Here is a 24,161-nt window from a genome sequence, read left to right as displayed (position 1 = left end):
TTACTGCCCTTTCCTATTGATTAACTGCTTCAACTAGGATTGCCATTCCTTGGCCACCGCCAACGCAAAGGGTGGCAATTCCGTATTTTTCACCACGGCGTTTCAATTCATAAATCAGAGTCGTCATAATCTTCGCACCCGTGGCACCAAGCGGATGGCCCAAAGCAATCGCACCACCATTGACATTCACTCGGGACGGATCTAAGTTTAACTCACGAATAACAGCAAGTGATTGCGAAGCGAACGCTTCATTCAGTTCGATTAAACTTATCTCGTCAAGCGTTAAGCCTGTACGTTCAAGGAGTTTTTTCACTGCAGGAACCGGGCCGATACCCATAACTTCAGGTGATACTCCAACAGCAGTCCAATCGACAATTCGCGCCATCGGTTTTAAGCCTAATTTCTCGGCATGGCTGCCTGATGTTAATACAAGCGCAGCTGCCCCGTCATTCCGCCCGCAGGCATTACCAGCCGTAACCGTGCCATTTTGTTTAAACGCCGGCTTTAGGCGGCTTAATGCCTCGATGGTTGTATCAGGTCTTGGATGTTCGTCCTCTGTAAACCAAACGGATCCTTTTTTCCCTTTAACTTCTACAGGGACAATCTCGTCCGCAAAGCGTTTCTCACTGATGGCGGCAGCTGCCCTGCGCTGGCTTTCTAGCGCAAAGGCATCTTGGTCCTCGCGGGAAATCGAAAATCTTTCAGCGACATTTTCCGCCGTTATCCCCATTCCAAGCCCGCTGCCGTATGTCTCCTGAGGCTGTTGGCCGGCCTCGGCATTGGAATCAACCAGCTTTGGATTGTCACCGCCAAAACGGGAGTTTCTTAGGTAAATAGGAGCATTGCTGAGGCTTTCAGTTCCCCCAGCAACTACAATGTCTGCATGCCCAAATGCGATTTGCTGCGCCCCTGAAGCAACTGCCTGCATTCCTGATGCACACAAACGGTTAATCGTAAATGCCGGCGCTGTTTCCGGAACCCCAGCCCGAAGCGCAGCGACTCTGGCTACATTGGAGGATTCTGTCGTTTGTCTAACCTCTCCTAAAATCACTTCATCTACTTGCTCAGGCTTAATACCGGCGCGATCAATAGCCTCTTTAATCGCAACCGCTGCCAACTGCCCGGAATTAAGGCTTTTTAATGTGCCGCCATATCTCCCAACTGGTGTTCTTACTGCACTTAAAATGACAATATCATTTTGCATTCTAAATCACCCTTTCCCTAGATTAATAGTTTAGCTGTATTCCTTCTCTAACTGCGCAGCAATAATGTTTTTCTGAATCTCTGAAGTTCCTTCATAGATTCTTGTGATCCGCGCATCACGATAAAAGCGTTCAATCGGATAGTCTGCAATATACCCAATTCCTCCATGGATCTGAACGGCCTTATCAGCAACACGATTGTATACCTCGGAACCGTATAGCTTCAGCATCGCTGCTTCCTTGATGACCTTCATTCCCTGATCAACCATCCAGGCAACGCGATACGTAAACGACCGCAATGCTTCGATATCTACGGCCATCTCGGAAAGCATATGACTGACTGCCTGATTCCTGATGATTGGTTTGCCAAATTGAATTCTCTCAAGCGCATATCGCGTTGACATATCGAGAAGCTTTTGGCAGGAGCCCAAATTCCGGGAAGCCAAACCAGCACGTCCGTTGGCAAGAATTTTCAAGGCATTCATATAGCCCTGCCCTTCTTCACCAAGCACATTTTCCACTGGAACCTCGCAATCTTCAAAAATCAATTCTGCTGAATGAGACCCTCTTAAGCCCATTTTTTTCTCAACGGCCCCCACCCTGAAGCCGGGGGAATCCTTTTCAACAATGAACGAGGTGATGCCCTTGGCCCCTTTAGATGGGTCGGTCACAGCCATCACAGTGAACACGCTGGCCTCAGTAGCATTGGTAATATAATGCTTCAAGCCGTTTAGAATATATTTATCGCCCTTACGAACAGCCGTTGTTTTCAAGTTAGCAGCATTGGACCCCGCTTCAGGTTCGGTTAAGGCAAATGCGCCAATTTTTTCACCGCTTGCCATTTCCGGCAAGTACTTACGCTTTTGCTGCTCATTTCCCATTTCAACAATCCCGACCGAACCGATACCTGTATGGGCGCCAATTAACGTGGTATAGCCATTGTGCGTCTGGCCGATTTCCTCGTATAGGGCACATTTGCCGACCATGCCAATTCCAAGCCCGCCGTATTCCTCAGGAATACTTAAACCGAAAAGCCCCATCTCTTTTGACATATTGATAATTCTTTCCGGAATTTGGTTCTCCTCTTCAATTTGCATCGCAACCGCTTCGACTTCAGTTTGAATAAATTCTCTTACATTCTTTTTTAAAAAAAGAATATCTTCATCCAGTTCAAAGTTCATGACTAAATCCCTCCGTTATGCTTTAAGCCTTTTTTGTTTCTTCTTCTACAAGGATTCTTTTTAAGAGCTTTCCTACTGTGTTTCGAGGCAGGGATTCTCTTATTTCAAATTGTTTCGGTACTTTGTAGCGGGTCAGGTTTTGGTAGCAATGTTCCTTTAATTCTTGAATATCAATTTCTCTACCGGCTTTTAGAACAATATAGGCCTTGACGATTTCGCCGGCTACCTTATCCGGAATTCCGACTACAGCTGCTTCTAGTACAGCGGGATGTTCATATAAAACCCCTTCAACCTCCTGGGGATATACATTAAATCCCCCGACAATCACCATTTCTTTTTTTCGTCCGACGATATAAAAGTATCCCTCATCATCCATCGTTGCCAAGTCACCTGTATAGAGCCAGCCATCCTTTAGTGCTTGTGCTGTTTCTTCTGGTTTATTCCAGTATCCAAGCATGACCTGCGGCCCCTTAATTAAGAGCTCGCCGATTGTCTTTTCCGGTACATCCACACCATTTTCGTCAACAATCCGGCAGTCCGTTGCTGGCAATGGAATCCCGATGCTGCCTATTTTGCTAACGCCATCAGGCGGATTCCGATGGGTCGTAGGAGAAGTTTCTGATAGTCCATAACCTTCCCCAATCGGCACTCCCGTCAAGTCTTTCAATTTTTTCATAATTTCAATCGGCAATGGAGCCGACCCGCTTGTACAGACCTTAAAGCAGGTTAAATCATATTGATCAATTTCCGGGTAATTGGCAAAAGCATTATACATTTTTGGAACACCCGGGAAGAAAGTAGGCCTGTAAGTTTGAATGAGCCTTAGAACCTTCTCAAGCTCAAAACGGTTTACTAATAGAATGGCTGCCCCAAGGTAAATCGGCAGGTTCATGCCGCTCGTCATTCCGTAAACATGGTAAAGCGGGGTTGCGGTCAAAATGATTTCCTGTCCGTATACCATTGTACTTCCATAAAGAACCTTGCTCTGCAACACATTCGCGCTCAAGTTAAAATGCGTCAGCATGGCGCCTTTCTTTTTACCGGTTGTTCCTCCGGTATATTGAATTACTGCAATGTCCTTCTTAGCTGAAATTGAACATGTTTCCTGTAGAGGAACGGCTTTTTCAATCAATTCCGAAATAGTTGGAATGTCATTGGTTTGCGAATCACCTGTAGAAAATATCTGCTTAAATGAATAAATTTCGGAAATCTTCGCAATTTTCTCGAGACCATCCGGCTCAGCTACCAAATAAGCGGTTTCAGAATCATTGAATATTTCAAGCAGTTCCCTTGATGTATAGTGCGGATTGATTTGCACGACAATCATCCCAAGCTTCAGGGCTGCATAATAGGATACAACATATATAGGGTGATTTCCGACCATCAACCCCAGCCGATCTCCTTTTGCTGCGCCAAGCTCTTTCCAAGCACCTGCCAGCCGGTCAACCTTATCCTTCAAGTCATGGTAGGTCAGCTTTTCATTTTCATAAATAATGGCCGTATTCTCAGGGGATTTCTCAGCTGTATGATCCAAAAATGTGTAAAGGCTCATTTCCGGAAATTCAATGGAAGATACCGCAGTTTCAGGATAGTGGCCAAGCCAAGGACGTTTGTGTTGTATTTGCAATTCTGAACACCTCTCTTAGCACATTTATTACTCAATCGTTCCTCGTTTGAAAGTTTAAAAGATGATAAATAGTATTGAGGACTGGGGTTTCTACCCCTAATTCTTTTCCTTTTTTCACGATATAACCGGCAATAGAGTCCAGTTCCAGCGGTCTCCCTTTAAGCTTATCCTGCAGCATCGAGGTTTGGTGACCTTGGGCAAACTGCCCTTGCATCATCACTGTTTCATACTGGTCTTCCTCGATTTCAACCCCTGCTGCTCTTGCAACAGCAATAGCTTCCTGACAGATTTTTATCGCCGTTTCTTTTAATCCCTTGTCCTCATAAATAGCCCCAACCTTTGCTTCTATTAAGGCTGTCAATGGGTTAAAGGTGACATTCCAAAGCAATTTTTTCCACTTGATTTTTAAAATGTCACGAGTTGGATAGGCTTCAATATTAGCAATGTTAAATAGCTCTTGAATTACACTGAGTCTTTCCTGTAAATCTTCCTCTAAAGCTCCAAATACCAGCTTTGGCGGGACACCGATTTGTTTAACTGTTCCTGATTCCGTCACACCTGCCTGAATATAAGCAGCAGCAGATAAGATCCGATCGCTGCCAAATATGGAAGCGAGAAATTCTTCATTATCTACCCCATTTTGGAGAGTCATAATCATGCATGATTCCTTTAATACATGGGTAAACCTCTCAGCCATTTCCATTGTGCTTGTTGACTTAACACAAAACAACAGCAGGTCTACATCCATAAAGTCCTCATAACAATCGGTAAACGTTGCATCCACTGTGAAGGATTCGGAATCGCTTTCAATGGTCAGCCCATTTTCCCTCATTCTTTCGAGATTGTTTCCCCGCGCTAAAAAAATGACCTCATTACCCGCCTTTTTTAAAAGGCCGCCAAAATAACCACCGACCGCACCTGTACCGGCCACGCCAATTTTCATGCTGCTTCCCCCTGCATATTCCATATGTATGGCTCTGAAAGGAATTTACTTCCCCCTTCAGAGAACATGATTAATCTAATAAATCCGGTTGTTCCTTGACAATCCGATTCCATAATGGCTGGAACTGGAACCATCCCGCACTGGAAGTACCGACAGTATTATAGGTATTGCTAGCACTTTCATTATCAATAATTACTGGTTTACCAACTGCCTCAGCAAGAAGCTGTGCCTGACAGGAGCGCTCCATCGTAATAAACCACCAGGCAGCCTCGTCAACGGATCTTCCGACCGTTAAAAGACCATGGTTTCTTAGGATACAGGCTTTCTTATCACCAAGCGCTTGGCCAATCCGTCTGCCTTCTTCAATTTCATGAACAACTCCAGTGAAATCATCAAACAAGGAATGATCCTGATAAAATGCACATGCATCCTGTGTGATTGGATCAAGAAGGCGTCCCAGCGAAGACCATGACTTCCCATAGACTGAATGGGCATGGGCAGCTGCAATAATATCCGGCCTTGCAGCATGGACCTGCGAATGAATAGCGAATGCGGCCCGGTTTACCGGATAATTTCCTTCGACAACTTCCCCTTTATGATTGCAGAGAATTAAGTCAGAAGCGCTGATTTGGCTGAAATGCATGCCGAACGGGTTTACCCAGAAGTGATCCTTCAGTTCAGGATCGCGTGCGGTAATATGTCCTGCAACACCTTCGTCAAATCCAAATTTTGAAAATAAGCGGAAGGCAGCAGCCAATTTCTGTTTTAAGTGCTGGCGTTCCTCTTCGACTGAGGAAAATACCGGCGGCTTATAACTTAATTTTAATTTGACCGTCATATTAATCATCCCTTTTTAAATTAAACTTTGATGCTGATTGGAGCCCCAACCAACAACCGATAACAATAAACCCAGCATTCAGAGGGGAGTCCATCTTTCGTGCCGGGTCTAGTCCTTCAATCTGCAATTCTGTCTCTCATGTTAGTAAAGCTGGTATACTACTTCGCCTTTTATTACATCCTTCCCTTGCTGGTTCACAGCCTGGACATCGAAGCGAAGCTGATTATCTTCCTTATCCTTTAAAGAAGCCTTTAATGTAATCACGTCATTTAAGAAAACCATGCCTTTAAAACGGATTGAGTAATCCTTGACGAAGCCTTCTTCATAATACTCTGTAAACAGTTTGGCCAGATTTCCCATCGTCCACATGCCGTGGGCAATGATTCCCGGCAGGCTTGCTTTTGTTGCTTCTTCGTCAATAGTATGGATTGGATTAAAATCTCCAGAAGCACCTGCATATTTAATCAAGGCTATCCTGGAAACGGGTGATAACTGGATTTCCTTTAAGGAATCACCGGTTTGCAATTGAGTAAGTGAACTCATTTCGCCAACACCTTCCTTACAGCTTCAGATATGACTACAGTGGAACTAGAAGTGAAAATTACATTTCCTTCTGAATCCTCACCACAGTTTTCCATTACCAGGAAGCCCATTTCTCCAAAGTTCCCTTTTTTCTCAAAGTAATTTTTCACCTGAGAATAACAATAAATTTCCTCACCTACAAATAATGGGCGCTCATAATGGAAAGACTGCTCTCCATGAATCAAGCCTATATTAGGCAGGTGTAAGCCTTCAATCACCCCATATTCAAATACCCTTGGGAAGGTTGGCGGGGCAATGTTCTTTTGATAACGTGAGAGTCTGCCTGCATCCTCATCAAAATAGATAGGATGCAAATCGCCAATGGCTTCAGCAAATTTCTTAACGGCCCCTCTTTCTACGGCATTTTTCACTTTATTAGATCGCTTGCCAATTTGATCTTTGAACAATTTAGCTCACCCCTAAATTAACATTTTGGTCCGCCGGCAACATAAATAACCTGGCCGTTAACAAAACCTGATTTCTCATCTGCAAAGAACGCTACTGCGTTTGCAATATCCGCTGGTTTACCGCTTCTGCCGACAGGAATATTCGCTACACTTCCTTGAATCATCTGTTCAAAGGAAATTCCAATTCTTTCAGCCGTTGCTTTTGTCATATCCGTTTCGATAAATCCAGGAGCAACCGAGTTTGCTGTGATTCCATAACGCCCTAGTTCAAGTGCAAGAGTTTTCGTAAAGCCCTGAAGGCCTGCTTTTGCTGCTGCATAGTTTGCCTGACCGCGGTTGCCTAGTGCAGAAGTTGAAGAGATATTGATAATCCGGCCATATTTTTGCTCAACCATGTATTTTTGGGCAGCACGTGCGGCATTAAAAGAACCTTTTAAGTGCACATCCATGACCGTTTGCCAATCGGCATCTGTCATTTTGAATAATAGGTTATCGCGGATTACTCCAGCATTGTTGACAAGAATATCAATGCGGCCAAAAGCATCATGAACCTCTTTTACTGCAGTCTCAACCTGCTCAGGGTCAACGACATTCGCAACCTTAGCGTAGACTTCATAGCCTTTTTCTTTTAGTTCGCTTGCTGTTTCGCTTAATGCCTCTTCATTTAAGTCGATAAGAGCAACACGAGCTCCTTCTTCTGCAAAATACTCGACAATCCCTTTGCCGATTCCACGGCTTCCGCCAGTGACAAACGCAACTCTTCCTTCAAATCTTCCTGCCATTTTTGTTCCTCCTTGCATCTGTATGTTTATTTTTTTAGACAACGCTTACAATAAGCTTATTAAATACCAAGTTTCACATGGCCCTTAAGCAGGTTACGAGAAATAATCAGGCGCTGAATTTCATCAGTTCCGTCGTAAATTCTCCAAAGTCTTGCTTCACGGTACCAGCGCTCAATTGGCAATTCTCTTGTGTAACCCATACCGCCATGAATCTGCATAACTTTGTCAACTACACGGTTGCCCATATTGGCACCATAAAGTTTTGCCATGGATGCATAATGACGATTATCTTCGCCTTGGTCAAGTGTCCATGCTGCGTTTAACACAAGCCATCTTGCTGCTTCAATATCAACTGCACTATCGGCAATCATCCATTGAATTGCTTGTCTTTCAGCAATCGGTTTGCCGAAAGTCTCGCGTTCTTTTGCATAATCAATCGCCATTTGCAATAAGCGTTCTGCTGTACCAACAGCTCTAGCGCCAACAACCCATCTTGCAAAGCCAATCCACTCAAGTCCAAGATTGTAACCTTTATGAAGTTCGCCAAGAATATTTTCTTCCGGAACGCGTACATTATCAAATACCAATCCGGCCGGACCCCATTCCCCCATGGTATGTATAAATTCCGATTTCCAGCCCATATCACGGTCAACGATGAAGCAAGTTACACCTTCACGGCCTCTTGTTTTTTGATGCAATTCTTTATCAGTAATTGCTATTGCCATAACGAAATCTGCTTCATTTCCGCCAGTAATGAATGTTTTTTCGCCATTTAGGACCCATTCATTGCCATCTTTAACAGCGGTCATTTTAATGTTTGTCGTATCAGATCCAGCACCTGGCTCTGTCATGGCAAAACAGGATTTCTTTTCACCGTTAATAGTTGGAAGTAGGTATTTTTTCTTTTGTTCCTCATTACCATAGTAAAGGATGTTGTCAGCAGAGCCACCAAATGTGAATGGTACGAATGTTTTGGAAACCTCCATGTAAACAAGCGCCATCATCATTTGTCCAAGATCGGCACCGCCATATTCTTCTGGTGTGTTAATTCCCCAGAAACCAGCTTCCTTAGCTTTTAACCGCAATTCTTGTAATTTGCCCTCCGGCAGGCTTGGCTTGCCTTCCCGCTCTCTTCTTAGAACTTCATTTTCTAAAGGCATTAGTTCTTTTTCAACAAACTTTCGAATCGTCTGCTGAACCATTTTTTGTTCGTCTGTTAAACGTAAATGCATGACCTTCACTCCAATCTAGGATTCTAGTATTTTTTACTGCCATTAATATTATGCCGGTTTAGTTTATTACATACCTACCGGTTGGTATGTTTAAGATTATTTTATTTCGAAATTTCAGAAAAAACAAGTTTAAATTTAAATTTATATTTAAAATTTTTTCAGATAGACTATTTTTCATTATGTTTACAAATGATAAAGATGATATTCCATTCGAATATCATCGTTTCGAAATCCTAATTTGAGGTGATTTGATGAGCTACAGGGAGCGTATTGATGCACACTCGGATATGTTTGTAAAAAATTCGACAAGGCATAAGCGTCAGAAATCTCAGGTGAATGGCGAAACGCAAATGTCGCAAAACAACATCATCTTAAGGAGTAATGCCAAGGCTCACCGCTGGTAGGGATTTGGCAATGAAACGAATCAGGGGAAAACCTTTTTCCGGGAAACCATTCCGGGAAAGGGTTTTTTCTTTTTAATAATCCTGCGGTTATTGATTTTGAATGGTAGAAGGTTTACCATAAAATTTAGTTATTTATTCAACTTATTGGGGTGTTAGGTCATGTTTGAAGAATTCAGAATCAGGGATGCAGAAATAAACGATTTAGAAGCTATTGTTCACATTTATAATACAACCATTCCAGGCAGAATGGTGACTGCAGATATAGAGCCTATCAGTGTTGAAAACCGGACGCGATGGTTTCACGATCATTCACCTGAATTTCGGCCTTTATGGGCAGTAGAACATGATGAAAGAATTTGTGCTTGGGTAAGCTTCCAATCCTTTTATGGGAGACCCGCTTACAATGCTACTGCTGAAATCAGCATTTACATTCATCCCGATTTTCGCGGAAAGAAGTTAGGTAAATATTTGATCCAAAAAGCGATTGACGTCTGTCCGAAAATTCGCATTAAAACCTTGCTAGGTTTTATATTTGCCCATAATGAGCCAAGCGTCAAACTCTTTAACAGCTTTGGTTTTGAAAAATGGGCCCATCTTCCAAATGTAGCCGAATTAGACGGAATTGAAAGAGACTTGCTGATTCTCGGCAAAAGAATTTACTAGATTTTTGCTCAACTGATTTTTTCCATGAATATGATGTTCCTAAATCACCCATTATCTAGTAATATTAATAAAAGAAAAATATATTACCCTATATAGGGAATTGGAGATTTTCATGCAGAAAAAAAAGCTGATTATCATCTACTTTTTTACTAGTTTAATATGGATTTATGGTTCCAACTATTTGGTTGCACATTTTGTGCCAGATTCTTATATGGAAATATTAGCAAGAATCAAAGAAATTTTTTATTTAATGGTCACAGGGGCATTCATTTATTTCTTTATGAATAAAGCAAATGAATTGAATGAGTCCAAGGAAGACCAGCAGCGCCTTTCTACCCTGATTAATTCGATGGTGGATTTTGTCAACTTTAAAGATGGGCAAGGCCGATGGATTGAGGCCAATGATTTTGGGTTACAATTGTTCCAGCTTGAAAATGTTGATTACCGAGGTAAAAAAGATTCCGAGTTAGCCGAGCATACAGATTTTTATGCCGATGCTCTTAGAAATTGTGAGATTTCAGATGAAGAAACTTGGAAAAATAAAAAAATTACCCGTGTTGAAGAGGCCCTCCCCCTTCCAAATGGGTCAACAAAATTTTTTGACACGATAAAGGTCCCTCTATTTAATCCTGATGGCTCTAGACAAGGACTAGTTGTTATAGGTCGCGATATAACAGAAAAAAGGGACATGGTAAAAAAACTTGAAGAAAGGGAAGAACGCCTGAGAAGGACCGAAAAGCTGTCAGTTGTAGGTGAACTGTCAGCGAGCGTAGCCCATGAAATACGTAATCCGCTTACCTCCCTTAAAGGCTTTGTACAGCTTCTTAAAGTCGAGGATGAAAGACACCAGTTTTATTATCAAATCATGCTCGATGAGCTAGACCGAATTAATCACATTGTCGGTGAACTTCTATTACTGGCGAAGCCTCAAGCCGTAAAATTCACAAAGGCGGATGTTAAAAAACTCTTAAAAGATGTCATTTCATTACTAAGTTCTGAAGCCAGTTACCATAATGTCCAGATTGAATCTCGTTTTGCAAATGACCATATGACGATTGAATGTGAGCCGAACCAATTAAAACAGTTGTTTATAAATATCATAAAAAATGCGATTGAAGCATCAGGGAATGGCGGCATGGTTACCATTTCTTTTAAACAAATGGAGCCTGAAACGATTTCGATTGTTATCGAAGACAATGGCTGTGGTATTTCTGAGAAAAGGCTTGCCAAAATTGGCGAACCTTTTTATTCATCCAAAGAAAAAGGCACTGGTTTAGGATTAACAGTTAGCTTTAAAATTGTTCAATCACATCATGGCACCATTCATTTTGAGAGCAAGGAAAATCAAGGCACATCTGTTCATATTGTCCTCCCTATACAACAGGCAAGCTATGTCCAATCCCATCAGGATAGCAAAAAACAGCCTTCACTGAGTTAAGTAAGGCTGTTTTTTGCTATATAGGATCCAAGCAATTATGATTGACTGGATTGTTGATTATGCTGTTGGTTTGATTGCTGTTTCGGTTGCTTCTTTCTATTTCTAAAAAAGGCGATCACTAGTAAAAATAATGGGATGATGATTTGAAAGGGCCAAGATAAATAGATTGTAACAACGTTCAGCCCCTCCTCGATATGTTCTGCAAAATTCGAGGCAATCATAAGAGATGCTAATAATATTACAAAACCGATTGGAAAATTCAGCTTTTGGTGGCTTTTTAATTTGAATAAATCGGCCGCTCCAATCACTGCGGCATAATAAAAAATGGTTATTTTAAAAAAGCCGCCAATCACCAAATAAAGCATAAAAAATACATCCAGCCGTTCAATAAAATTTGCCAATTGTATTTTTCCAATTGTTGTTAATAATGGAAAATTAGAACGAACAAAAAGATCTGGTCCCAACACTGCCACGTTGACTATTGCGGTAATGGCAATGTTTATGCCCGCTAAACCCATTCCCCCAATACAGGCGATTTTGACCTTTTTTGGATTGTTCAAATATGGCAGAAGCATGGTAAAAACGATCATTTCCCCAAATGGAAAGACAAGGGTTTCTTTTAGAAAAGTACGAAGTACAGGTTTCATTCCATTCTCGAGCATTGGACGGATATTTTCAAAGTGGATAAGCCCTGAACCGGTAACAAGAATCATTCCGGAAATCGCCATAAAATAAATTATTGCGAAGTACAACTCACCAATTCTGGCAATTACCTCAAATCCTTTATGAATCCCATAAATGATGGTCAAAATCATTAAAGAGTTAATGACAACTAGAGGAGTGGCTGTGTAAATAGTCGTTGTTAATAGCTCACCGAAGTCCCGTAATACTCTTGTGGCAACATACATAAAATAGACAACATAGAACAAGGCAAGTATTCTGCCAATCCATTTTCCTGTTATTTTTTGTAGATAGCTTGTCAGAGGAAGTTCCGGGTAATATTTAAAAAGCCGGTAATAAATAAAAAAGACTAAAATTCCTCCCGCCAGCCCTAATAAAATACTAATCCAAGCATCTTGCCTTGCACTTCCTCCAAGCCCAACGAGTATTGAACTTCCCATTTCAAATAGGACTACGAGGACAAACATCTGGGATGCTTTAATTTTTGCGTTTTCCATCCTTATCCCCTCACTAAGGGTTTATTGATTGATATCATACCAAAATGGCTTCGTCCGGATTCCTTCACGACGTGTAAAGGAATCTACCTTTACATTCACTTCAAGTTCCGCAAATCGTTCATTCCAGTTCCCTTTTATTTTTTTCCAAAGCTTAGGATTTTTTCGGTGAATTCTTTCCCCGAATCCAAAAATATCACTTTTCTTCTTTTGAACTTCGGTTATAGTCGACTGAATTTGTTTTTCGATTTCATTTGCTACGGACTTATCAATTTTTTCGATTACCTTCGGGTCCGTTAAATCCACTGTGGTATTTGCTTCACTTATCCACCCTTCAAATTCGATCGCTACATTTACAACAGGCTTCCCCTGTTTAATATTTACGGCAACTTTTGTTTTAGAGCGTATCGGAGCCATCGTGATGGCATTTTTTTTCCCATTCCAATCGATATTAATGGATGTGCTCTTCACCTTATCCATTATCCAGACAACACCGCGTGCCTTTTCTCGATCAATCCATCCTTCAAGCTTGCCATTCCTAAAAATCGCTAATCCTGAAGAAGAAAGAACGGCCTCTGATCTTGTGTTCTTTAAATCATCTGATTTTCCAGACATATTTTGGTTGCCGGAAATTTTATAACCATTTGTGATCGGCTCCCTCCCATGACTTATAAGACCGTTTATGAACTCATCAATATTTACTCTCATATTTTCACCTAACAGCGCTTCGGTCGATTCAATTTCTTTTGTCACCTTATTGACAGGCAGTTTATCAAGATTTGCCAGTGCTGAGACCAATTTTTCTGCACTAGTTTTTCTTGCTACGACTATCTCAGTGGTCGTTCTAAATTCCGGATCACGATCCAAGGCATCAAGAATATCAAGAAGTCCATCCTTCGCCACTTCCTCGCTTACGGCAATTAAATTGGTATGGGCGTAATAAAGACGGCGCGAAATTTTTTGGGTCGCTCTTCTAGCAGCTTCAGTAATTGTATCCCCTGAACTAGTATAGACCGCAATTGGAAGACCTTGACCCCCGCCACCGCCTCCTTGTCCGGATGCTACATTTCCCGGAATAACAATTTGAAATGAAACTTGAAACCGCCGATTTTCTCCTTTATCAATACCCATAGCCATTACAAATGCTAAATCTGTCAGCTCCTTTTGATTCCAGCAGGCGCTGAGAATCGGCATGAACAAACCGATTAGTAAAAAAATCATCATGGTTTTTCTCATCATGATTCACCTTTCGAATCTTGACTATCCTCTTGTTTAGGAGGCATTGGTTTCTGATTATCACCAGCCCTTACCAAATTTCCCTTACTTATAAATTTAGGGCGGTATTTCATAGCCCAAATAGGATATCGGATGAATATATCCTGCTGATTTTGAGCATTGAAAGGCGCAATCGGCATCATATAGGGAATCCCAAAAGAACGCAGTGCACATAAATGAATGGACATAAACATAAGTCCCAATACAATTCCGTATAAACCAAGGAAGGTAGCCAATGCCATCATAGCAAACCGAATTAGTCGTGCTGCAATAGCCATCATAAAGGTTGGCGTTGAAAAATTGGCAATCGCTGTAATTGATACAACAATAACCATAATTGGCGATACAATTCCCGCTTGAACAGCTGCCTGCCCAATAACTAACGCACCTACAATGGAAACCGCTTGACCCACTGCCCTTGGCAGTCTCAAGCCTGCTTCCCGTAAGATTTCAAACGTCACTTCCATGATTAGAGCCTCTATAAAGGCCGGAAAAGGAACATTCTCTCTTTGAGAAGCAATGGCAATGGCCAAAGTGGTAGGAATCATTTCCTGATGAAAGGTTGTCGCTGCAATATATAATGCTGGACCCATCAGAGCGATTAAAAAAGCCAAAATTCGTAGTATGCGAAGACTTGTCGAAATATCAAAGCGGGCATAATAATCGTCCGGCGCTTGAAAAAATTGAGCGAAAATAGCTGGTACTGTAATAACAAAGGGTGTTCCATCCACTAAAATGGCAATTCTCCCCTCGAGTAAATGTGACGCTATCACATCCGGCCTTTCGGAATGATGTGTCGTCGGAAAGGGTGTCCAAGTTTGGTCCTCAAACAATTGCTCAATATAACCCTCCGCCATCACAGCATCAATATTAATTTGATTAAGCCGCTCTTTGACTTCCCCGATAATTTTTTCATTCGCTATTCCCTTGATATACATAATGGCGATATCGGTTTGGGCAACGGTACCCAGCTTCATCGATTCCAGCCATAAATTCGGGCTTTTTATCCGCCGCCGGATTAATGCGGTATTAGTTCGTATCGTTTCCGTAAAGGAATCCTTTGGGCCCCCTATGGATAATTGAGTACTCGGTTCGGATATGGAACGTTTATCCCATCCCTTTGTTTCAACATTGATTGCTTGATTGTAGCCATCTAAAAAAAAGAGTGTATTTCCAGAAAGAAAAGAATCAAAAACTTGATTCCATTCAGTGGCAAACTGAAAATTTCCTAACCCTGCTGCTTTTTCAATTAAAAACTGGAACGGATCTTGATTCCCATTGAATCCTGAATTTAAAAGGGTCTCATTAAAAAAATCATTGATAAGCTGCCCATTTGCCAGACCATCTACGTATACAATAGTTCCTTTATGATCACCAATTTGATACTCACGGAACAGCAAGTCCGTACTGTTACCTAATTCTCCTTTAATTCGTGAAACATTATCTTCATAATTCCGCTGAATAGGTTGTTCTTCAGGTTTTTGCGGATCATTGTGCTGTCTTACATTATCATTCTTCCGTTTTTTTTGTTTGTTTTTCAACATGGTAGACCAAATCGACACAATGTCCGCCTCCTTTGCAGAACAAATTGGATATATTGGGTAGAATGCCCAAAAATAATTGGGTTATCCATTATTTACATAGTATTAATTTGTTAAGCATAACTAACTGATAATAATAAAATAATAATGTTATGAAGGTGACTTATTTGAAAATATTCTTCGCAACCGTTTTTATAGCTCTAACCTTGGCAATGCTAATTATTTCAATAGATATGATAATGGGCACTAAATTTTCCGGAATTGTCACAAAAGAACTAAATCCTTTTAGGGTTATGGAACCTGCGGAAAATATAATCATCTTCTTGTTTCTCCTCTATTTTTTCATTAAATCCGTTGTATCTTTTTTTAAGAAAAGAAATGAAAATGAAAAAAGCCCGCCTTAAAGCGAGCTTTTTTCATGATTATTTGGTTCTGTAGTTTCGGTATTTTTATGCTTCCGTCTAATTAGTGTGACTAAAATGGTCAACCGATTCTTCCATTTTTCTTTTCTCGGAACATTTGGTCCATAAACATATCGATTCCAAAAATAATAAGTCGTTTCCTCAATCACGAAAATCGACAAAATTACTATCACCAACCAGAACATTTACAGGACCCCTTTTTAAAAGGATTATTTAATCCTATTCAAAAAAAGCTTTTTCTTTTCCTATTATTTATCAAATTTTACCAAACTACAGATTTTTCGACAATCATAATGGTGTTAAAATGATTCAGCTTTCACAGTTATTGACTGAATAAACGTTTTGTTTCCTGCTGTAAAGAAAATAATGCTGGCTAGGGTTACTAACGAAATTATCAAAAACATGAACTGTCCTTGGATGTGGCTTAGTAGGTATCCGCCGAGGATTGGACCGAAGAAATGACCAATCTTTCGAAATTGTCCGGCTCCGAAATAGGTGCCGCGTAAATGTTCTGGGGCAAGTTTGTCCATCATCATGCTGTTGGCCGGGAAAATCAATATTTCACCAACCGTTAAGAGCACCATGGCAATAATTGCTGTTACCCAACCATTAATGAAGCTAAATCCGATTAATCCGGCTGTCATAAAGATAGCACCGAAAACCATTCCCTGCATCAAGCTTATCTTCTCCGCGATATGGCTGATTGGCATTTGCAAAAACACCACCATGACAGCATTGATGGTAAGAAGCACAGAGAAAATCACCACTCCATCTTCCACCGACTTTTCCAGGTACTGAGGCAGGTTCGAATCTATTTGGGAATACCCCATGTTAATTAAGATAATCCCAACTAATAAATATCTTAATGCCTTATCCGTCTTTATTATTTTAAACGCATCTGCCGCAGAAACTACTTTCTTCGCAGCAGCTTCATTTGAGATCACTAGTTTATTCATTATCCATAACAAAACTATGGCATACAATAGATAGGTACTGCCTGTAATGGCAAAGGAAACTTTTGCGGATGTATTGGCAAAATAGGCTCCAAGGAGCGGGCCAACAGATGCACCAATATTAATGGCAGTATACCTCAGTGAATAAACCTTCATCCTCTTCGTCTTCTCGGTTAAATCCGCCATAAGTGCTTGGGAGGTTGGCTCAAAAAAGGATGTGCAAAGTCCATTAATAGCATTTAATAGAATGAACCAAATTTGCTCGTTAGCAATAGTAAAGCCGAAGTAAACAAGTGTCAGCGTAAATAAAGCGGTCAGCATGATTGGCTTACGGCCAAAACGGTCCGACAAATGCCCCCCGATAAATCCCCCCACCGTTCCCATTAACGGGCTCATCCCAACTGTAATCCCGATTACAATTGGAGAAAGCTCCAAATTCCTTGATAAATAGATAGACAAAAATGGCAGAGTCATAAAAGCGGAGCCCCTGGTTAAAACGGTTCCTAATAACAAGACCCAAACGATAGGATGAAACTGTCCAATATACTGTTTTATTCTAGTCATATATATGTCCTCGCAAATTTTTAGATACATACTAGTAAACTATTTTATTAGAAAAATGTAAAGAATTTTCTTGAAGATATTGGAATGTGTTTCATTATACGAATACTTGGCAATAAAAGAATGTAGTATGATTTTTGATTGGAGCATTGGATTATGAAACTGGCTTACATAACAGCTGACCTGATTGTTGGCTTTATCCTTCTCGTTCTTTGGATAAAAATCATTGGAAGAAAAATTATTAAAAGAGCAACTCCCTTTACCTTTATTTCCTCCATTGTTCTAGGCGAAATAATTGGTAACGCCATCTATGATGATAAAATCAGTTTTTACTATATTATGTATTCAATGGTACTATGGGGGGTACTTCTTATAACTGTCGAATATCTTGGACAGAAGTTTCTAACCTTTCGCGGCATGGTCGAAGGAAAGCCCTCGGCACTAATTAGAAACGGTGTGGTGGACCGGCATGAATTGAAGAAAAACCGTATGAATATCAATCAGCTGCAAAGCCTGCTCCGGCAAAGTGAAACCTTTTCGATCCGCGAAGTCGCTTATTGCTATCTGGAGGCAAATGGCTCACTTAGCATTTTAAAAAAGACAAAGTATCAAAAAACCACTCAAGAGGATTTTAATATGCCGCCAAAACCTGTTTACATACCCGTAACAGTTATTCGTGATGGCGAGGTATTATGGGATGAAATCTACGACCTTGGCTATGACGAAGCATGGCTGACGACTCAACTACATTCACATAACATCACGGACTACAAGAATATTTTTATTGCTGAATGGCTCGAGGGGGAAGGTTTATTTGTGCAAACCATTACATAATACATCGAAAAAGAGGCTGCCTCGCTTGACAGCCTCTTTTATGGTTAATTTGGATCCTTATAATTTAAGGCTCGGGTACTGTCGCCATACCCTTTTGTCGTCGGGTCTTGAACAATTCCTAGCAACGAAAGCAATACAAATACAGCATTTGCCAAGGTAATTACCCAATCCTGAAGCGCATCCGAAAGCTGGAAACTAGTTATCCCCAAGGAATTTAATCCGCCTAGAATCATTTGCGCGACAATAAATAGCTGCGAGATAAATGCAATTACCCAGTTTCGGTTCTTGAACCGGACTTTCCAGTTAATCATGACACCATCCCTTTCCACAATAATGATTTATCTTTCTACTAACATATGCTTACTTTGGAATTGGTTGTCCACGATTGTCTTGGTATTAAAAGATTTCTATTCAAAGGTCTTTGTTGGTCTTTTTTAACTTGAATATTTATAATAGGAAGAAGCAAAAAATCATACGAAGGTTAGGAGATAATTATGGACAAGATTCGCCCAATCTGGGAATTAGTCGTCCGTTTCTGGAAAAAGAAACATTTAACTCAAATTCTATTTTTGATTTGTCTAGTAGTCGTGCTTTCAACTATTTCATATTTTGGCTGGCTCGCCTCACGAGCGAATGTGCAGTCATTAAAGGAAGGCCTAAGCCAGCCGACGGTTATTTATGATAAAAATGGCAATGTTGCTTCAAATGTGGCAACAAACCGAACAAAAGGTGTGAAAATTGAAGAGCTGCCCAAATATGTTCCGAATGCGGTGGTTGCTATAGAGGACGAGCGATTTTATGAGCATGGCGGTTTCGATATTCAGGGGATCGCCCGTGCCTTCTTCGGTAACTTATTCGCCGGCAGGATTACTGGGGGCGGAAGCACCCTTACGCAGCAGCTCACCAAAAACGCGCTGCTGTCACCAGAACGAACTTATAAACGGAAGGCTGAGGAATTATTTTTAGCGGTAAAAATTGAAAAAGTTTATACTAAAGACGAAATTCTGCAAATGTATCTAAACCAAGTTTATTTCGGCAGCGGTGCCTGGGGAATTGGCAATGCCTCAAAGAAATATTTTAATAAGGATGCCAAGGACATGACCATTAGTGAGGCTGCAATGATTGCCGGTCTTCTGCATGCGCCGAATTATCTTGATCCTTATAGAAATTATACGGGAGCAATGGACCGAAGAGATGTCGTGTTGGGTAAAATGAAGGAACTCGGGATGATAACCACAGCCCAATACAGCCAGGCTAAAAAAGAAAAAATCCACCTGCATGACGGCGGTGGCAGCTTCGTAGAGCGGAAATACCCTTATTATGTTGATGCTGTTTTAAACGAAGCCATTTCCCGATACGGTCTGACACAGGATGAAATTTTAACAAGAGGATACCAAATTTATACGGAAATGGATCAAAATTTACAGGCGGGCCTAGAAAAGATTTATGCTAATAAATCCTTTTTTCCTAGAGGGATGGGGGGAGAAACCGTCCAAAGCGGCTCTGTCTTGATGGACCCAGCATCAGGCGGTGTTCTTGCCCTCGTTGGCGGACGCGGTGAACAAGTGTTTCGCGGCTTTAACCGGGCGACGCAATTAAAGGCGCAGCCAGGTTCTTCAATCAAACCGTTGGCTGTCTATACAGCAGCTCTTGAGGAAGGTTATACTTATTCGTCAGAACTGGTGGATGAGCCGCTTACAATTGGCAATTACAAACCGGAAAATTTCACAAAAACATATCAGGGCAAGGTTCCATTGTATAAGGCTTTGGAAGACTCCTTAAATGTTCCGACCGTTTGGCTGTTGAATCAGGTAGGTTTAAACAAGGGACTTGATTCCTTGAAACGTTTCGGTATTCCTATAGAAAAAGAAGATAGAAATCTAGCGGTCGCACTTGGTGGGATGAGTAAAGGCGTTTCCCCTCTGCAGATGGCCAATGCTTACACAGTTTTTCCAAATGGCGGGAAGCGTCAGGACAGCCATTTGATTACAAAAATTGTCGGCCCAACAGACAATATTATTGCTGAACGGGAAGCTAAAACAACCAAAGTGACCTCCAAAAAGGTGGCAAATGAAATGACCTCCATTCTTCTAAATGTGGTTGAATCTGGAACAGGTCAAAAAGCCCGCATCCCAGGAGTACAAATTGCCGGAAAAACCGGTTCAACCCAGCTTCCGTTTGCTGATATAAACGGCACGAAGGATCAGTGGATGGTCGGCTATACGCCCAATCTGGTAGGTGCCATTTGGATTGGTTTTGACCAAACCGACCGCCAGCACTACCTGCCAAGCTCAAGTTCGGCAAATGTCGTTCCTATTTTTAAAGAAATCATGAGAACATCAACAGCCTCTCTTCCTAAAGAAAATTTTGAGGTTGTGTCCATAAATGCTAAGCTAGCCGGGGAAACAAACCCCGCATCAAACATACAAGACCAAGCAGAAGAAATTGGTAAAGAATTAAATGAAAATGCCAAGAAGATTGGGAAATCGATTAAAGAACAAGCACCTGAATGGAAAAAAGGTTTTGAGGAAGTTCTTTATAATGTTGGCGAAAAAGTCGATTCGTTGATTCAAAAACTGCAGAGTATGCAAAAATAGCACGCCGTTTGGCGTGCTATTTATTATCTGTTAACTCAATTGGGTCTTGATGAAATGTTTTTTCCTTATGCCTTTGTAAAAGCTTTAGCAGGACTGGACCAAGGGTTAAATAAAACAAAAAGTTGCCGGCCGCATGATATAAATCAAACGGGATCCCTCTTAAGTAGTAGACCCAAAAAGCAGCCGGGCCGCCAATGATGAAGACGTTTAAGGATACCATAAATCCAAAAAACAGCCCGGTAAATCCGGCGTATACCGATAAAAGTAGATGCGGGATTTTTTCATAAAATCTTCCGATCATGCCCGATAGAACGGCAACTGTCCCCCAAGCAATCAGCTGCATGATAACAAAGGGGCCGAAGCCTAACACAAGATTTGAACCTAATACAGTAAGAACAGCAATAATCAGCCCAAACCGCACCCCATAAATCAAGGCAGAGCAAATAATAATAACCGTTGATGGCTGGACGTTTGGAATCATCCCCATATAAATCCTGCCTACAATACTCAAGGTTGCTAAACACGCCATTAAGGTCATATTCCTTAAAGTAAAAAGTTGCCGTATCTTGGGCTTAAAAACGGAGTGAATACTCGTCATCACTTATCCTCCCTGTAATCGACGACATAATTCCACTCAATCGTGTCGCCCGGATTAACATCCTTTACGCCGGATGATCGGTCTCCTTTAACTCCATTTATTCTGTAGCTCCATCCGCTGTATGGTCCTTTATCAAACTCATGCCAGCCGCCAATGCCTTTTGTATAGAGCGTGGCACCCGTACCAGTGGTATCCAGCTTTATGCCGGCCTCCTGACAGACCTGCTTCAAAACATCGGCAGCTTTCGTTTGGTCATTTATTTCAACTTTTCTTGGTGCGATTAAATAGCCATCAGGTGTCTTTACTGAAACAGTTACTGTGTCTTGCTTTTTCTCTTCCACCTGTGCAGATGCTGGTGCCGTGCTGCTTGCTGCCTGTTGCGTTACCGTTGAGGTTTGTTTTACTGGCTGAGTAGTTATTACTTTTACTGTTGAATTTTTTCCAGCGGTATCAGATGACGTTGCTTCTGCATTGGAAACAATCCCTTCCACATTCTCAACTGTTTCGGCAGCGGTTTGCTGATCCTGCTGAACTTGTTTAACCTGAGGGGTGGTTGTTGTTGTTGTAATCGTTTTGCCCGGAGTATAGCCATATATAGCATAGCCAATCCCACCGATTACCAAGAGCCATGATGCAATATCACCGATGATTTTCTGCCAGCCTTTCATGCTTACACCCCCAAGAACTTTCTTCTAAGAACTAAAGCCAGTGCCCCAATAAATGCAGTAGTGCCCCCTACCTTGAGGTTATTGGAATTGAAGGTACCACTTTCTTTTTCAACTTTCACCTCAACTTTGGGTTCGCCTGCTGCTGTTTGAATCGCTGCTGGCTGCTGGACGACAATCACTTGCGGCTGTGAAGATGTATTTCCTGTAGTTCCTGCTGCGCCGGCATTATTGTTCGTAATGATTTCCCTAATTACCTCTTTCGTTGACTCTGAGACAGGTAATTTAGAAACGTCTGTAGTAGGTGTGACAGTCACGTAATTATTGTTGTTTACGACCGTTGGTGTTGGAGCAGGTATAGTCGGCTGTGATGGTACAGGCTCCTCATTCACTTGATATGGAAAACTAAAAAGTTGGTCTCCAGATTTAAATTTATCGTAAGCTACTAAAGCTTGAAAAACCTGCTCTGTTGCAAAACTATTCTCTGCCGTTTCGGATTTCATCCATTTATAGCCGCCATTTCCTATTTCATAGGTAAATAGATGATTAACAGGATTTTTTCCATCCTTAGTGAATTCAGTGGAAGTCGGGTCTACCCCAATAGAGGAAAGTCCAATTACCACCTGGGCCGTTGAAGATGAGTTTTCTCCCCAATTATCAAAACCGCCATTAGCCGTTTCAACCGCTTTTAAATAAGAGACGGCACTATTGATGTCTGCTTTGACAACACCATCTGACTTATGCTTGCCTAAAGCAGTCAGCACCATTCCAGTTGTATCCGGATCAGCTTGTTCACTTGTTGATCCAGCCCAGTTCCAGCCACCGGCAGTTGAATCCATAGTTGTAATCTTGGCGATAAGTTTATCTTTTGTCCATAAAGCATCAGCTGGGATAGTGTAATCTGCACTATCTAATGCAATTAATGCATATACATAGGCAGTAAATGCGTTCAAGGATGTATCACTGTAAGCCTTTTTTATTAAGTCTTGCCCCTCAAAATTAGCCGGATCTGCCCCTAAAGCACGAACAGCCAGGATAGTTTTATGAAGCTCCGTTCCTTTTAAATCAGTTCCATTTACCCTGCTTTTCAGCTTCATTAGATAGTCTTGCTTGTTTGCTGATGTCAATTTCCCTGCTTTTGATAGAGAAATAGCCAGCCAATCTGAATTTAGCTCTCCAGCCTGAACATGTTCGGCAGTAGAGGCAATCTCTGTGCTGACATCCTCAGCTGCATAAGCATTGTAAGGTACCGCCAGCGCCAGTGCTCCCGCAATAACCATCAATTTTGTTGCTTTTCTCATTATTTCTCTCTCCCTTTCTATCTTTACCCCAAAATTGGCATAAAAAAATCCTCCTATCAACTAGGAGGAGGTGTTATGTATGCTAAGTAACAAACGAGTGACGTTTCCTGCTTAACACTCTCCTATCCACGTAGGCAATTGTGTTTAAAAGCAGGCAGGTTTCCTGGCTCATGGTCATTGCTTCCTATGTCTTCCCATCTTTTGCGACAGTGACATCGTATAGGTTGCTCCCATTTACAGTGGCGGGACCGCGTTGGCTTTTAACCAACTTCCCTATTAAGCTAAGAGTCTTGTGTTAAGACTTTAGCACCTGTTTTTTAAAGATTATTTTTTTATGCTGTTATTATTATAGTAAAAGTCTGGTTCATTTGTACATGTTTTTGTTTTTGCTTTCATTTTTTTACTGAATTAAACAAGCAGGGAGCAACCCTAAAAAAGGTGCCCCCTAGGCTTGCTATTATTCAAAATTTCTTGTTAGGTTTGCCATTTCGATGGCGCCAGAAGCAGCTTCCCAGCCTTTGTTGCCTGCTTTTGTACCAGCCCGCTCGATTGCCTGCTCGATTGAATCTGTGGTTAATACCCCAAAAATAACCGGAATGCCAGTGTCAAGCGTGATGCGGGATACTCCCTTTGCCACTTCATTACACACGAAATCAAAATGTGGTGTGGAACCGCGGATAACTGTACCAAGTGTGATAACTGCATCATATTTTTTGCTGTCAGCCATTTTTTTAGCGATTAATGGAATCTCAAATGCGCCTGGAACCCACGCGACATCCACATCAGCCTCATTCACTCCATGGCGCTTTAAAGCATCCTGTGCGCCAGACAATAATTTGCTTGTAATAAATTCATTAAAACGTCCAACTACGATTCCGACTTTCAGTCCTGTACCAACTAAGTTTCCTTCAAAAATATGTCCCATTTCTATTCCTCCGTA

General features: G+C 41.4%; 25 protein-coding genes and 1 riboswitch. Of the genes, 6 read left to right on the top strand and 19 right to left on the bottom strand.

Annotation, left to right across the window (positions count from 1 at the left end; translation table 11 throughout):
• Positions 1-13: 13 nt before the first annotated feature.
• From QNN06_RS13115 to QNN06_RS13075, 9 genes are all read right to left on the bottom strand, one after another.
• Positions 14-1,204, bottom strand: coding sequence for a thiolase family protein (locus QNN06_RS13115; RefSeq protein ID WP_217034039.1), 1,191 nt, complete (start codon positions 1,202-1,204; stop codon positions 14-16).
• A gap of 30 nt (positions 1,205-1,234) precedes the next feature.
• On the bottom strand, positions 1,235-2,383 hold the full coding sequence (locus QNN06_RS13110; RefSeq protein WP_213115946.1) for an acyl-CoA dehydrogenase family protein: 1,149 nt from the start codon (positions 2,381-2,383) through the stop codon (positions 1,235-1,237).
• A 22-nt stretch (positions 2,384-2,405) separates the two neighbouring features.
• On the bottom strand, positions 2,406-4,010 hold the full coding sequence (locus tag QNN06_RS13105) for a long-chain-fatty-acid--CoA ligase (protein WP_284037690.1): 1,605 nt from the start codon (positions 4,008-4,010) through the stop codon (positions 2,406-2,408).
• Positions 4,011-4,041: 31 nt separating this feature from the next.
• Positions 4,042-4,953 carry a ketopantoate reductase family protein gene (locus tag QNN06_RS13100; protein WP_217034041.1) on the bottom strand — a complete coding sequence of 304 codons (912 nt, stop codon included), beginning with the start codon at positions 4,951-4,953 and terminating at the stop codon, positions 4,042-4,044.
• Positions 4,954-5,023: 70 nt separating this feature from the next.
• Complete coding sequence (locus tag QNN06_RS13095) at positions 5,024-5,791, bottom strand: class II aldolase/adducin family protein (protein WP_213115948.1); 768 nt, start codon at positions 5,789-5,791, stop codon at positions 5,024-5,026.
• Between the two features lie 141 nt (positions 5,792-5,932).
• Positions 5,933-6,334, bottom strand: a complete 402-nt coding sequence (locus QNN06_RS13090; RefSeq protein ID WP_213115949.1) for a MaoC/PaaZ C-terminal domain-containing protein — start codon at positions 6,332-6,334, stop codon at positions 5,933-5,935.
• On the bottom strand, positions 6,331-6,780 hold the full coding sequence (locus QNN06_RS13085; protein ID WP_213115950.1) for a MaoC family dehydratase N-terminal domain-containing protein: 450 nt from the start codon (positions 6,778-6,780) through the stop codon (positions 6,331-6,333). The genes QNN06_RS13090 and QNN06_RS13085 overlap by 4 nt, the downstream gene beginning before the upstream one ends.
• A gap of 17 nt (positions 6,781-6,797) precedes the next feature.
• Positions 6,798-7,562: a beta-ketoacyl-ACP reductase gene (locus QNN06_RS13080; RefSeq protein WP_213115951.1), complete on the bottom strand. Its 765-nt coding sequence runs from the start codon at positions 7,560-7,562 to the stop codon at positions 6,798-6,800.
• Positions 7,563-7,621: 59 nt separating this feature from the next.
• A complete protein-coding gene (locus QNN06_RS13075) occupies positions 7,622-8,794 on the bottom strand; it encodes an acyl-CoA dehydrogenase family protein (RefSeq protein WP_213115952.1) in 1,173 nt (390 codons plus the stop codon).
• Positions 8,795-9,045: 251 nt separating this feature from the next.
• On the opposite strand from QNN06_RS13075, the gene QNN06_RS13070 reads away from it, so the two are divergent.
• The 3 genes from QNN06_RS13070 to QNN06_RS13060 all read left to right on the top strand — a co-directional run bounded on the left by QNN06_RS13070 (position 9,046) and on the right by QNN06_RS13060 (position 11,299).
• Positions 9,046-9,198 carry a YpzG family protein gene (locus QNN06_RS13070; protein WP_213115953.1) on the top strand — a complete coding sequence of 51 codons (153 nt, stop codon included), beginning with the start codon at positions 9,046-9,048 and terminating at the stop codon, positions 9,196-9,198.
• Positions 9,199-9,357: 159 nt separating this feature from the next.
• Positions 9,358-9,861, top strand: a complete 504-nt coding sequence (locus QNN06_RS13065) for a GNAT family N-acetyltransferase (protein WP_213115954.1) — start codon at positions 9,358-9,360, stop codon at positions 9,859-9,861.
• Between the two features lie 112 nt (positions 9,862-9,973).
• Positions 9,974-11,299, top strand: coding sequence for an ATP-binding protein (locus QNN06_RS13060; protein ID WP_213115955.1), 1,326 nt, complete (start codon positions 9,974-9,976; stop codon positions 11,297-11,299).
• Between the two features lie 35 nt (positions 11,300-11,334).
• Here the strand turns inward: QNN06_RS13060 and QNN06_RS13055 are convergent, their stop codons facing one another.
• The 3 genes from QNN06_RS13055 to QNN06_RS13045 are packed head-to-tail and all read right to left on the bottom strand — an operon-like array spanning position 11,335 to position 15,293.
• Complete coding sequence (locus tag QNN06_RS13055; RefSeq protein ID WP_213115956.1) at positions 11,335-12,477, bottom strand: GerAB/ArcD/ProY family transporter; 1,143 nt, start codon at positions 12,475-12,477, stop codon at positions 11,335-11,337.
• Positions 12,478-12,498: 21 nt separating this feature from the next.
• Positions 12,499-13,710, bottom strand: coding sequence for a Ger(x)C family spore germination protein (locus QNN06_RS13050; RefSeq protein WP_217034045.1), 1,212 nt, complete (start codon positions 13,708-13,710; stop codon positions 12,499-12,501).
• A complete protein-coding gene (locus QNN06_RS13045) occupies positions 13,710-15,293 on the bottom strand; it encodes a spore germination protein (protein WP_249366501.1) in 1,584 nt (527 codons plus the stop codon). The genes QNN06_RS13050 and QNN06_RS13045 overlap by 1 nt, the downstream gene beginning before the upstream one ends.
• 149 nt (positions 15,294-15,442) lie before the next feature.
• On the opposite strand from QNN06_RS13045, the gene QNN06_RS31380 reads away from it, so the two are divergent.
• A complete protein-coding gene (locus tag QNN06_RS31380) occupies positions 15,443-15,694 on the top strand; it encodes a YczF family membrane protein (protein WP_481819247.1) in 252 nt (83 codons plus the stop codon).
• On the opposite strand, the gene QNN06_RS13040 is transcribed toward QNN06_RS31380, so the two are convergent.
• The gene (locus QNN06_RS13040; protein WP_213115959.1) at positions 15,691-15,897 is read right to left on the bottom strand and encodes a hypothetical protein; all 207 of its coding nucleotides are present in this window, start codon (positions 15,895-15,897) and stop codon (positions 15,691-15,693) included. The genes QNN06_RS31380 and QNN06_RS13040 overlap by 4 nt on opposite strands.
• 114 nt (positions 15,898-16,011) lie before the next feature.
• The gene (locus tag QNN06_RS13035) at positions 16,012-17,229 is read right to left on the bottom strand and encodes an MDR family MFS transporter (RefSeq protein WP_213115960.1); all 1,218 of its coding nucleotides are present in this window, start codon (positions 17,227-17,229) and stop codon (positions 16,012-16,014) included.
• A gap of 153 nt (positions 17,230-17,382) precedes the next feature.
• On the opposite strand from QNN06_RS13035, the gene QNN06_RS13030 reads away from it, so the two are divergent.
• The gene (locus tag QNN06_RS13030; RefSeq protein ID WP_213115961.1) at positions 17,383-18,060 is read left to right on the top strand and encodes a DUF421 domain-containing protein; all 678 of its coding nucleotides are present in this window, start codon (positions 17,383-17,385) and stop codon (positions 18,058-18,060) included.
• A 44-nt stretch (positions 18,061-18,104) separates the two neighbouring features.
• Here QNN06_RS13030 and QNN06_RS13025 read toward each other — a convergent pair whose 3' ends face one another.
• Entirely contained in the window at positions 18,105-18,371 is a 267-nt protein-coding gene (locus tag QNN06_RS13025) for a phage holin (protein WP_213115962.1), read from the bottom strand.
• A 183-nt stretch (positions 18,372-18,554) separates the two neighbouring features.
• Between QNN06_RS13025 and QNN06_RS13020 the strand changes: the two genes are divergently transcribed.
• Positions 18,555-20,657 carry a transglycosylase domain-containing protein gene (locus QNN06_RS13020; RefSeq protein ID WP_213115963.1) on the top strand — a complete coding sequence of 701 codons (2,103 nt, stop codon included), beginning with the start codon at positions 18,555-18,557 and terminating at the stop codon, positions 20,655-20,657.
• 16 nt (positions 20,658-20,673) lie between these two features.
• On the opposite strand, the gene QNN06_RS13015 is transcribed toward QNN06_RS13020, so the two are convergent.
• The 4 genes from QNN06_RS13015 to ribH form a co-directional block, all read right to left on the bottom strand.
• Positions 20,674-21,255, bottom strand: coding sequence for an ECF transporter S component (locus tag QNN06_RS13015; RefSeq protein WP_213115964.1), 582 nt, complete (start codon positions 21,253-21,255; stop codon positions 20,674-20,676).
• A complete protein-coding gene (locus tag QNN06_RS13010; RefSeq protein WP_213115965.1) occupies positions 21,255-21,923 on the bottom strand; it encodes a DUF4430 domain-containing protein in 669 nt (222 codons plus the stop codon). Before QNN06_RS13010 ends, QNN06_RS13015 begins: the two co-directional genes overlap by 1 nt.
• A gap of 2 nt (positions 21,924-21,925) precedes the next feature.
• The gene (locus QNN06_RS13005; RefSeq protein ID WP_284037689.1) at positions 21,926-23,221 is read right to left on the bottom strand and encodes a prenyltransferase/squalene oxidase repeat-containing protein; all 1,296 of its coding nucleotides are present in this window, start codon (positions 23,219-23,221) and stop codon (positions 21,926-21,928) included.
• A gap of 136 nt (positions 23,222-23,357) precedes the next feature.
• Positions 23,358-23,550: riboswitch (cobalamin riboswitch) on the bottom strand.
• 128 nt (positions 23,551-23,678) lie between these two features.
• Positions 23,679-24,146, bottom strand: a complete 468-nt coding sequence (gene ribH, locus QNN06_RS13000; RefSeq protein WP_213115967.1) for a 6,7-dimethyl-8-ribityllumazine synthase — start codon at positions 24,144-24,146, stop codon at positions 23,679-23,681.
• Positions 24,147-24,161: the final 15 nt, after the last annotated feature.

The organism is Neobacillus sp. 114, from assembly GCF_030127045.1.
In the GTDB taxonomy this organism is placed as follows: domain Bacteria; phylum Bacillota; class Bacilli; order Bacillales; family Cytobacillaceae; genus Neobacillus; species Neobacillus rhizophilus.
The sequence above is the reverse complement of the archived record's forward strand: the minus strand, read 5'-3'. Positions and strand labels throughout refer to the sequence as shown.

Coding starts and splice junctions, on each gene's coding strand:
- QNN06_RS13005 (WP_284037689.1), bottom strand. CDS start 23,221: ATGAGAAAAGCAACAAAATTGATGGTTATTGCGGGAGCACTGGCGCTG.
- QNN06_RS13100 (WP_217034041.1), bottom strand. CDS start 4,953: ATGAAAATTGGCGTGGCCGGTACAGGTGCGGTCGGTGGTTATTTTGGC.
- QNN06_RS13010 (WP_213115965.1), bottom strand. CDS start 21,923: ATGAAAGGCTGGCAGAAAATCATCGGTGATATTGCATCATGGCTCTTG.
- QNN06_RS13110 (WP_213115946.1), bottom strand. CDS start 2,383: ATGAACTTTGAACTGGATGAAGATATTCTTTTTTTAAAAAAGAATGTA.
- QNN06_RS13070 (WP_213115953.1), top strand. CDS start 9,046: ATGAGCTACAGGGAGCGTATTGATGCACACTCGGATATGTTTGTAAAA.
- QNN06_RS13080 (WP_213115951.1), bottom strand. CDS start 7,562: ATGGCAGGAAGATTTGAAGGAAGAGTTGCGTTTGTCACTGGCGGAAGC.
- QNN06_RS13065 (WP_213115954.1), top strand. CDS start 9,358: ATGTTTGAAGAATTCAGAATCAGGGATGCAGAAATAAACGATTTAGAA.
- QNN06_RS13050 (WP_217034045.1), bottom strand. CDS start 13,710: ATGAGAAAAACCATGATGATTTTTTTACTAATCGGTTTGTTCATGCCG.
- ribH (WP_213115967.1), bottom strand. CDS start 24,146: ATGGGACATATTTTTGAAGGAAACTTAGTTGGTACAGGACTGAAAGTC.
- QNN06_RS13055 (WP_213115956.1), bottom strand. CDS start 12,477: ATGGAAAACGCAAAAATTAAAGCATCCCAGATGTTTGTCCTCGTAGTC.
- QNN06_RS13030 (WP_213115961.1), top strand. CDS start 17,383: ATGAAACTGGCTTACATAACAGCTGACCTGATTGTTGGCTTTATCCTT.
- QNN06_RS13090 (WP_213115949.1), bottom strand. CDS start 6,334: ATGAGTTCACTTACTCAATTGCAAACCGGTGATTCCTTAAAGGAAATC.
- QNN06_RS13045 (WP_249366501.1), bottom strand. CDS start 15,293: ATGTTGAAAAACAAACAAAAAAAACGGAAGAATGATAATGTAAGACAG.
- QNN06_RS13020 (WP_213115963.1), top strand. CDS start 18,555: ATGGACAAGATTCGCCCAATCTGGGAATTAGTCGTCCGTTTCTGGAAA.
- QNN06_RS13095 (WP_213115948.1), bottom strand. CDS start 5,791: ATGACGGTCAAATTAAAATTAAGTTATAAGCCGCCGGTATTTTCCTCA.
- QNN06_RS13060 (WP_213115955.1), top strand. CDS start 9,974: ATGCAGAAAAAAAAGCTGATTATCATCTACTTTTTTACTAGTTTAATA.
- QNN06_RS13040 (WP_213115959.1), bottom strand. CDS start 15,897: ATGTTCTGGTTGGTGATAGTAATTTTGTCGATTTTCGTGATTGAGGAA.
- QNN06_RS31380 (WP_481819247.1), top strand. CDS start 15,443: ATGAAGGTGACTTATTTGAAAATATTCTTCGCAACCGTTTTTATAGCT.
- QNN06_RS13115 (WP_217034039.1), bottom strand. CDS start 1,204: ATGCAAAATGATATTGTCATTTTAAGTGCAGTAAGAACACCAGTTGGG.
- QNN06_RS13075 (WP_213115952.1), bottom strand. CDS start 8,794: ATGCATTTACGTTTAACAGACGAACAAAAAATGGTTCAGCAGACGATT.
- QNN06_RS13015 (WP_213115964.1), bottom strand. CDS start 21,255: ATGACGAGTATTCACTCCGTTTTTAAGCCCAAGATACGGCAACTTTTT.
- QNN06_RS13025 (WP_213115962.1), bottom strand. CDS start 18,371: ATGATTAACTGGAAAGTCCGGTTCAAGAACCGAAACTGGGTAATTGCA.
- QNN06_RS13035 (WP_213115960.1), bottom strand. CDS start 17,229: ATGACTAGAATAAAACAGTATATTGGACAGTTTCATCCTATCGTTTGG.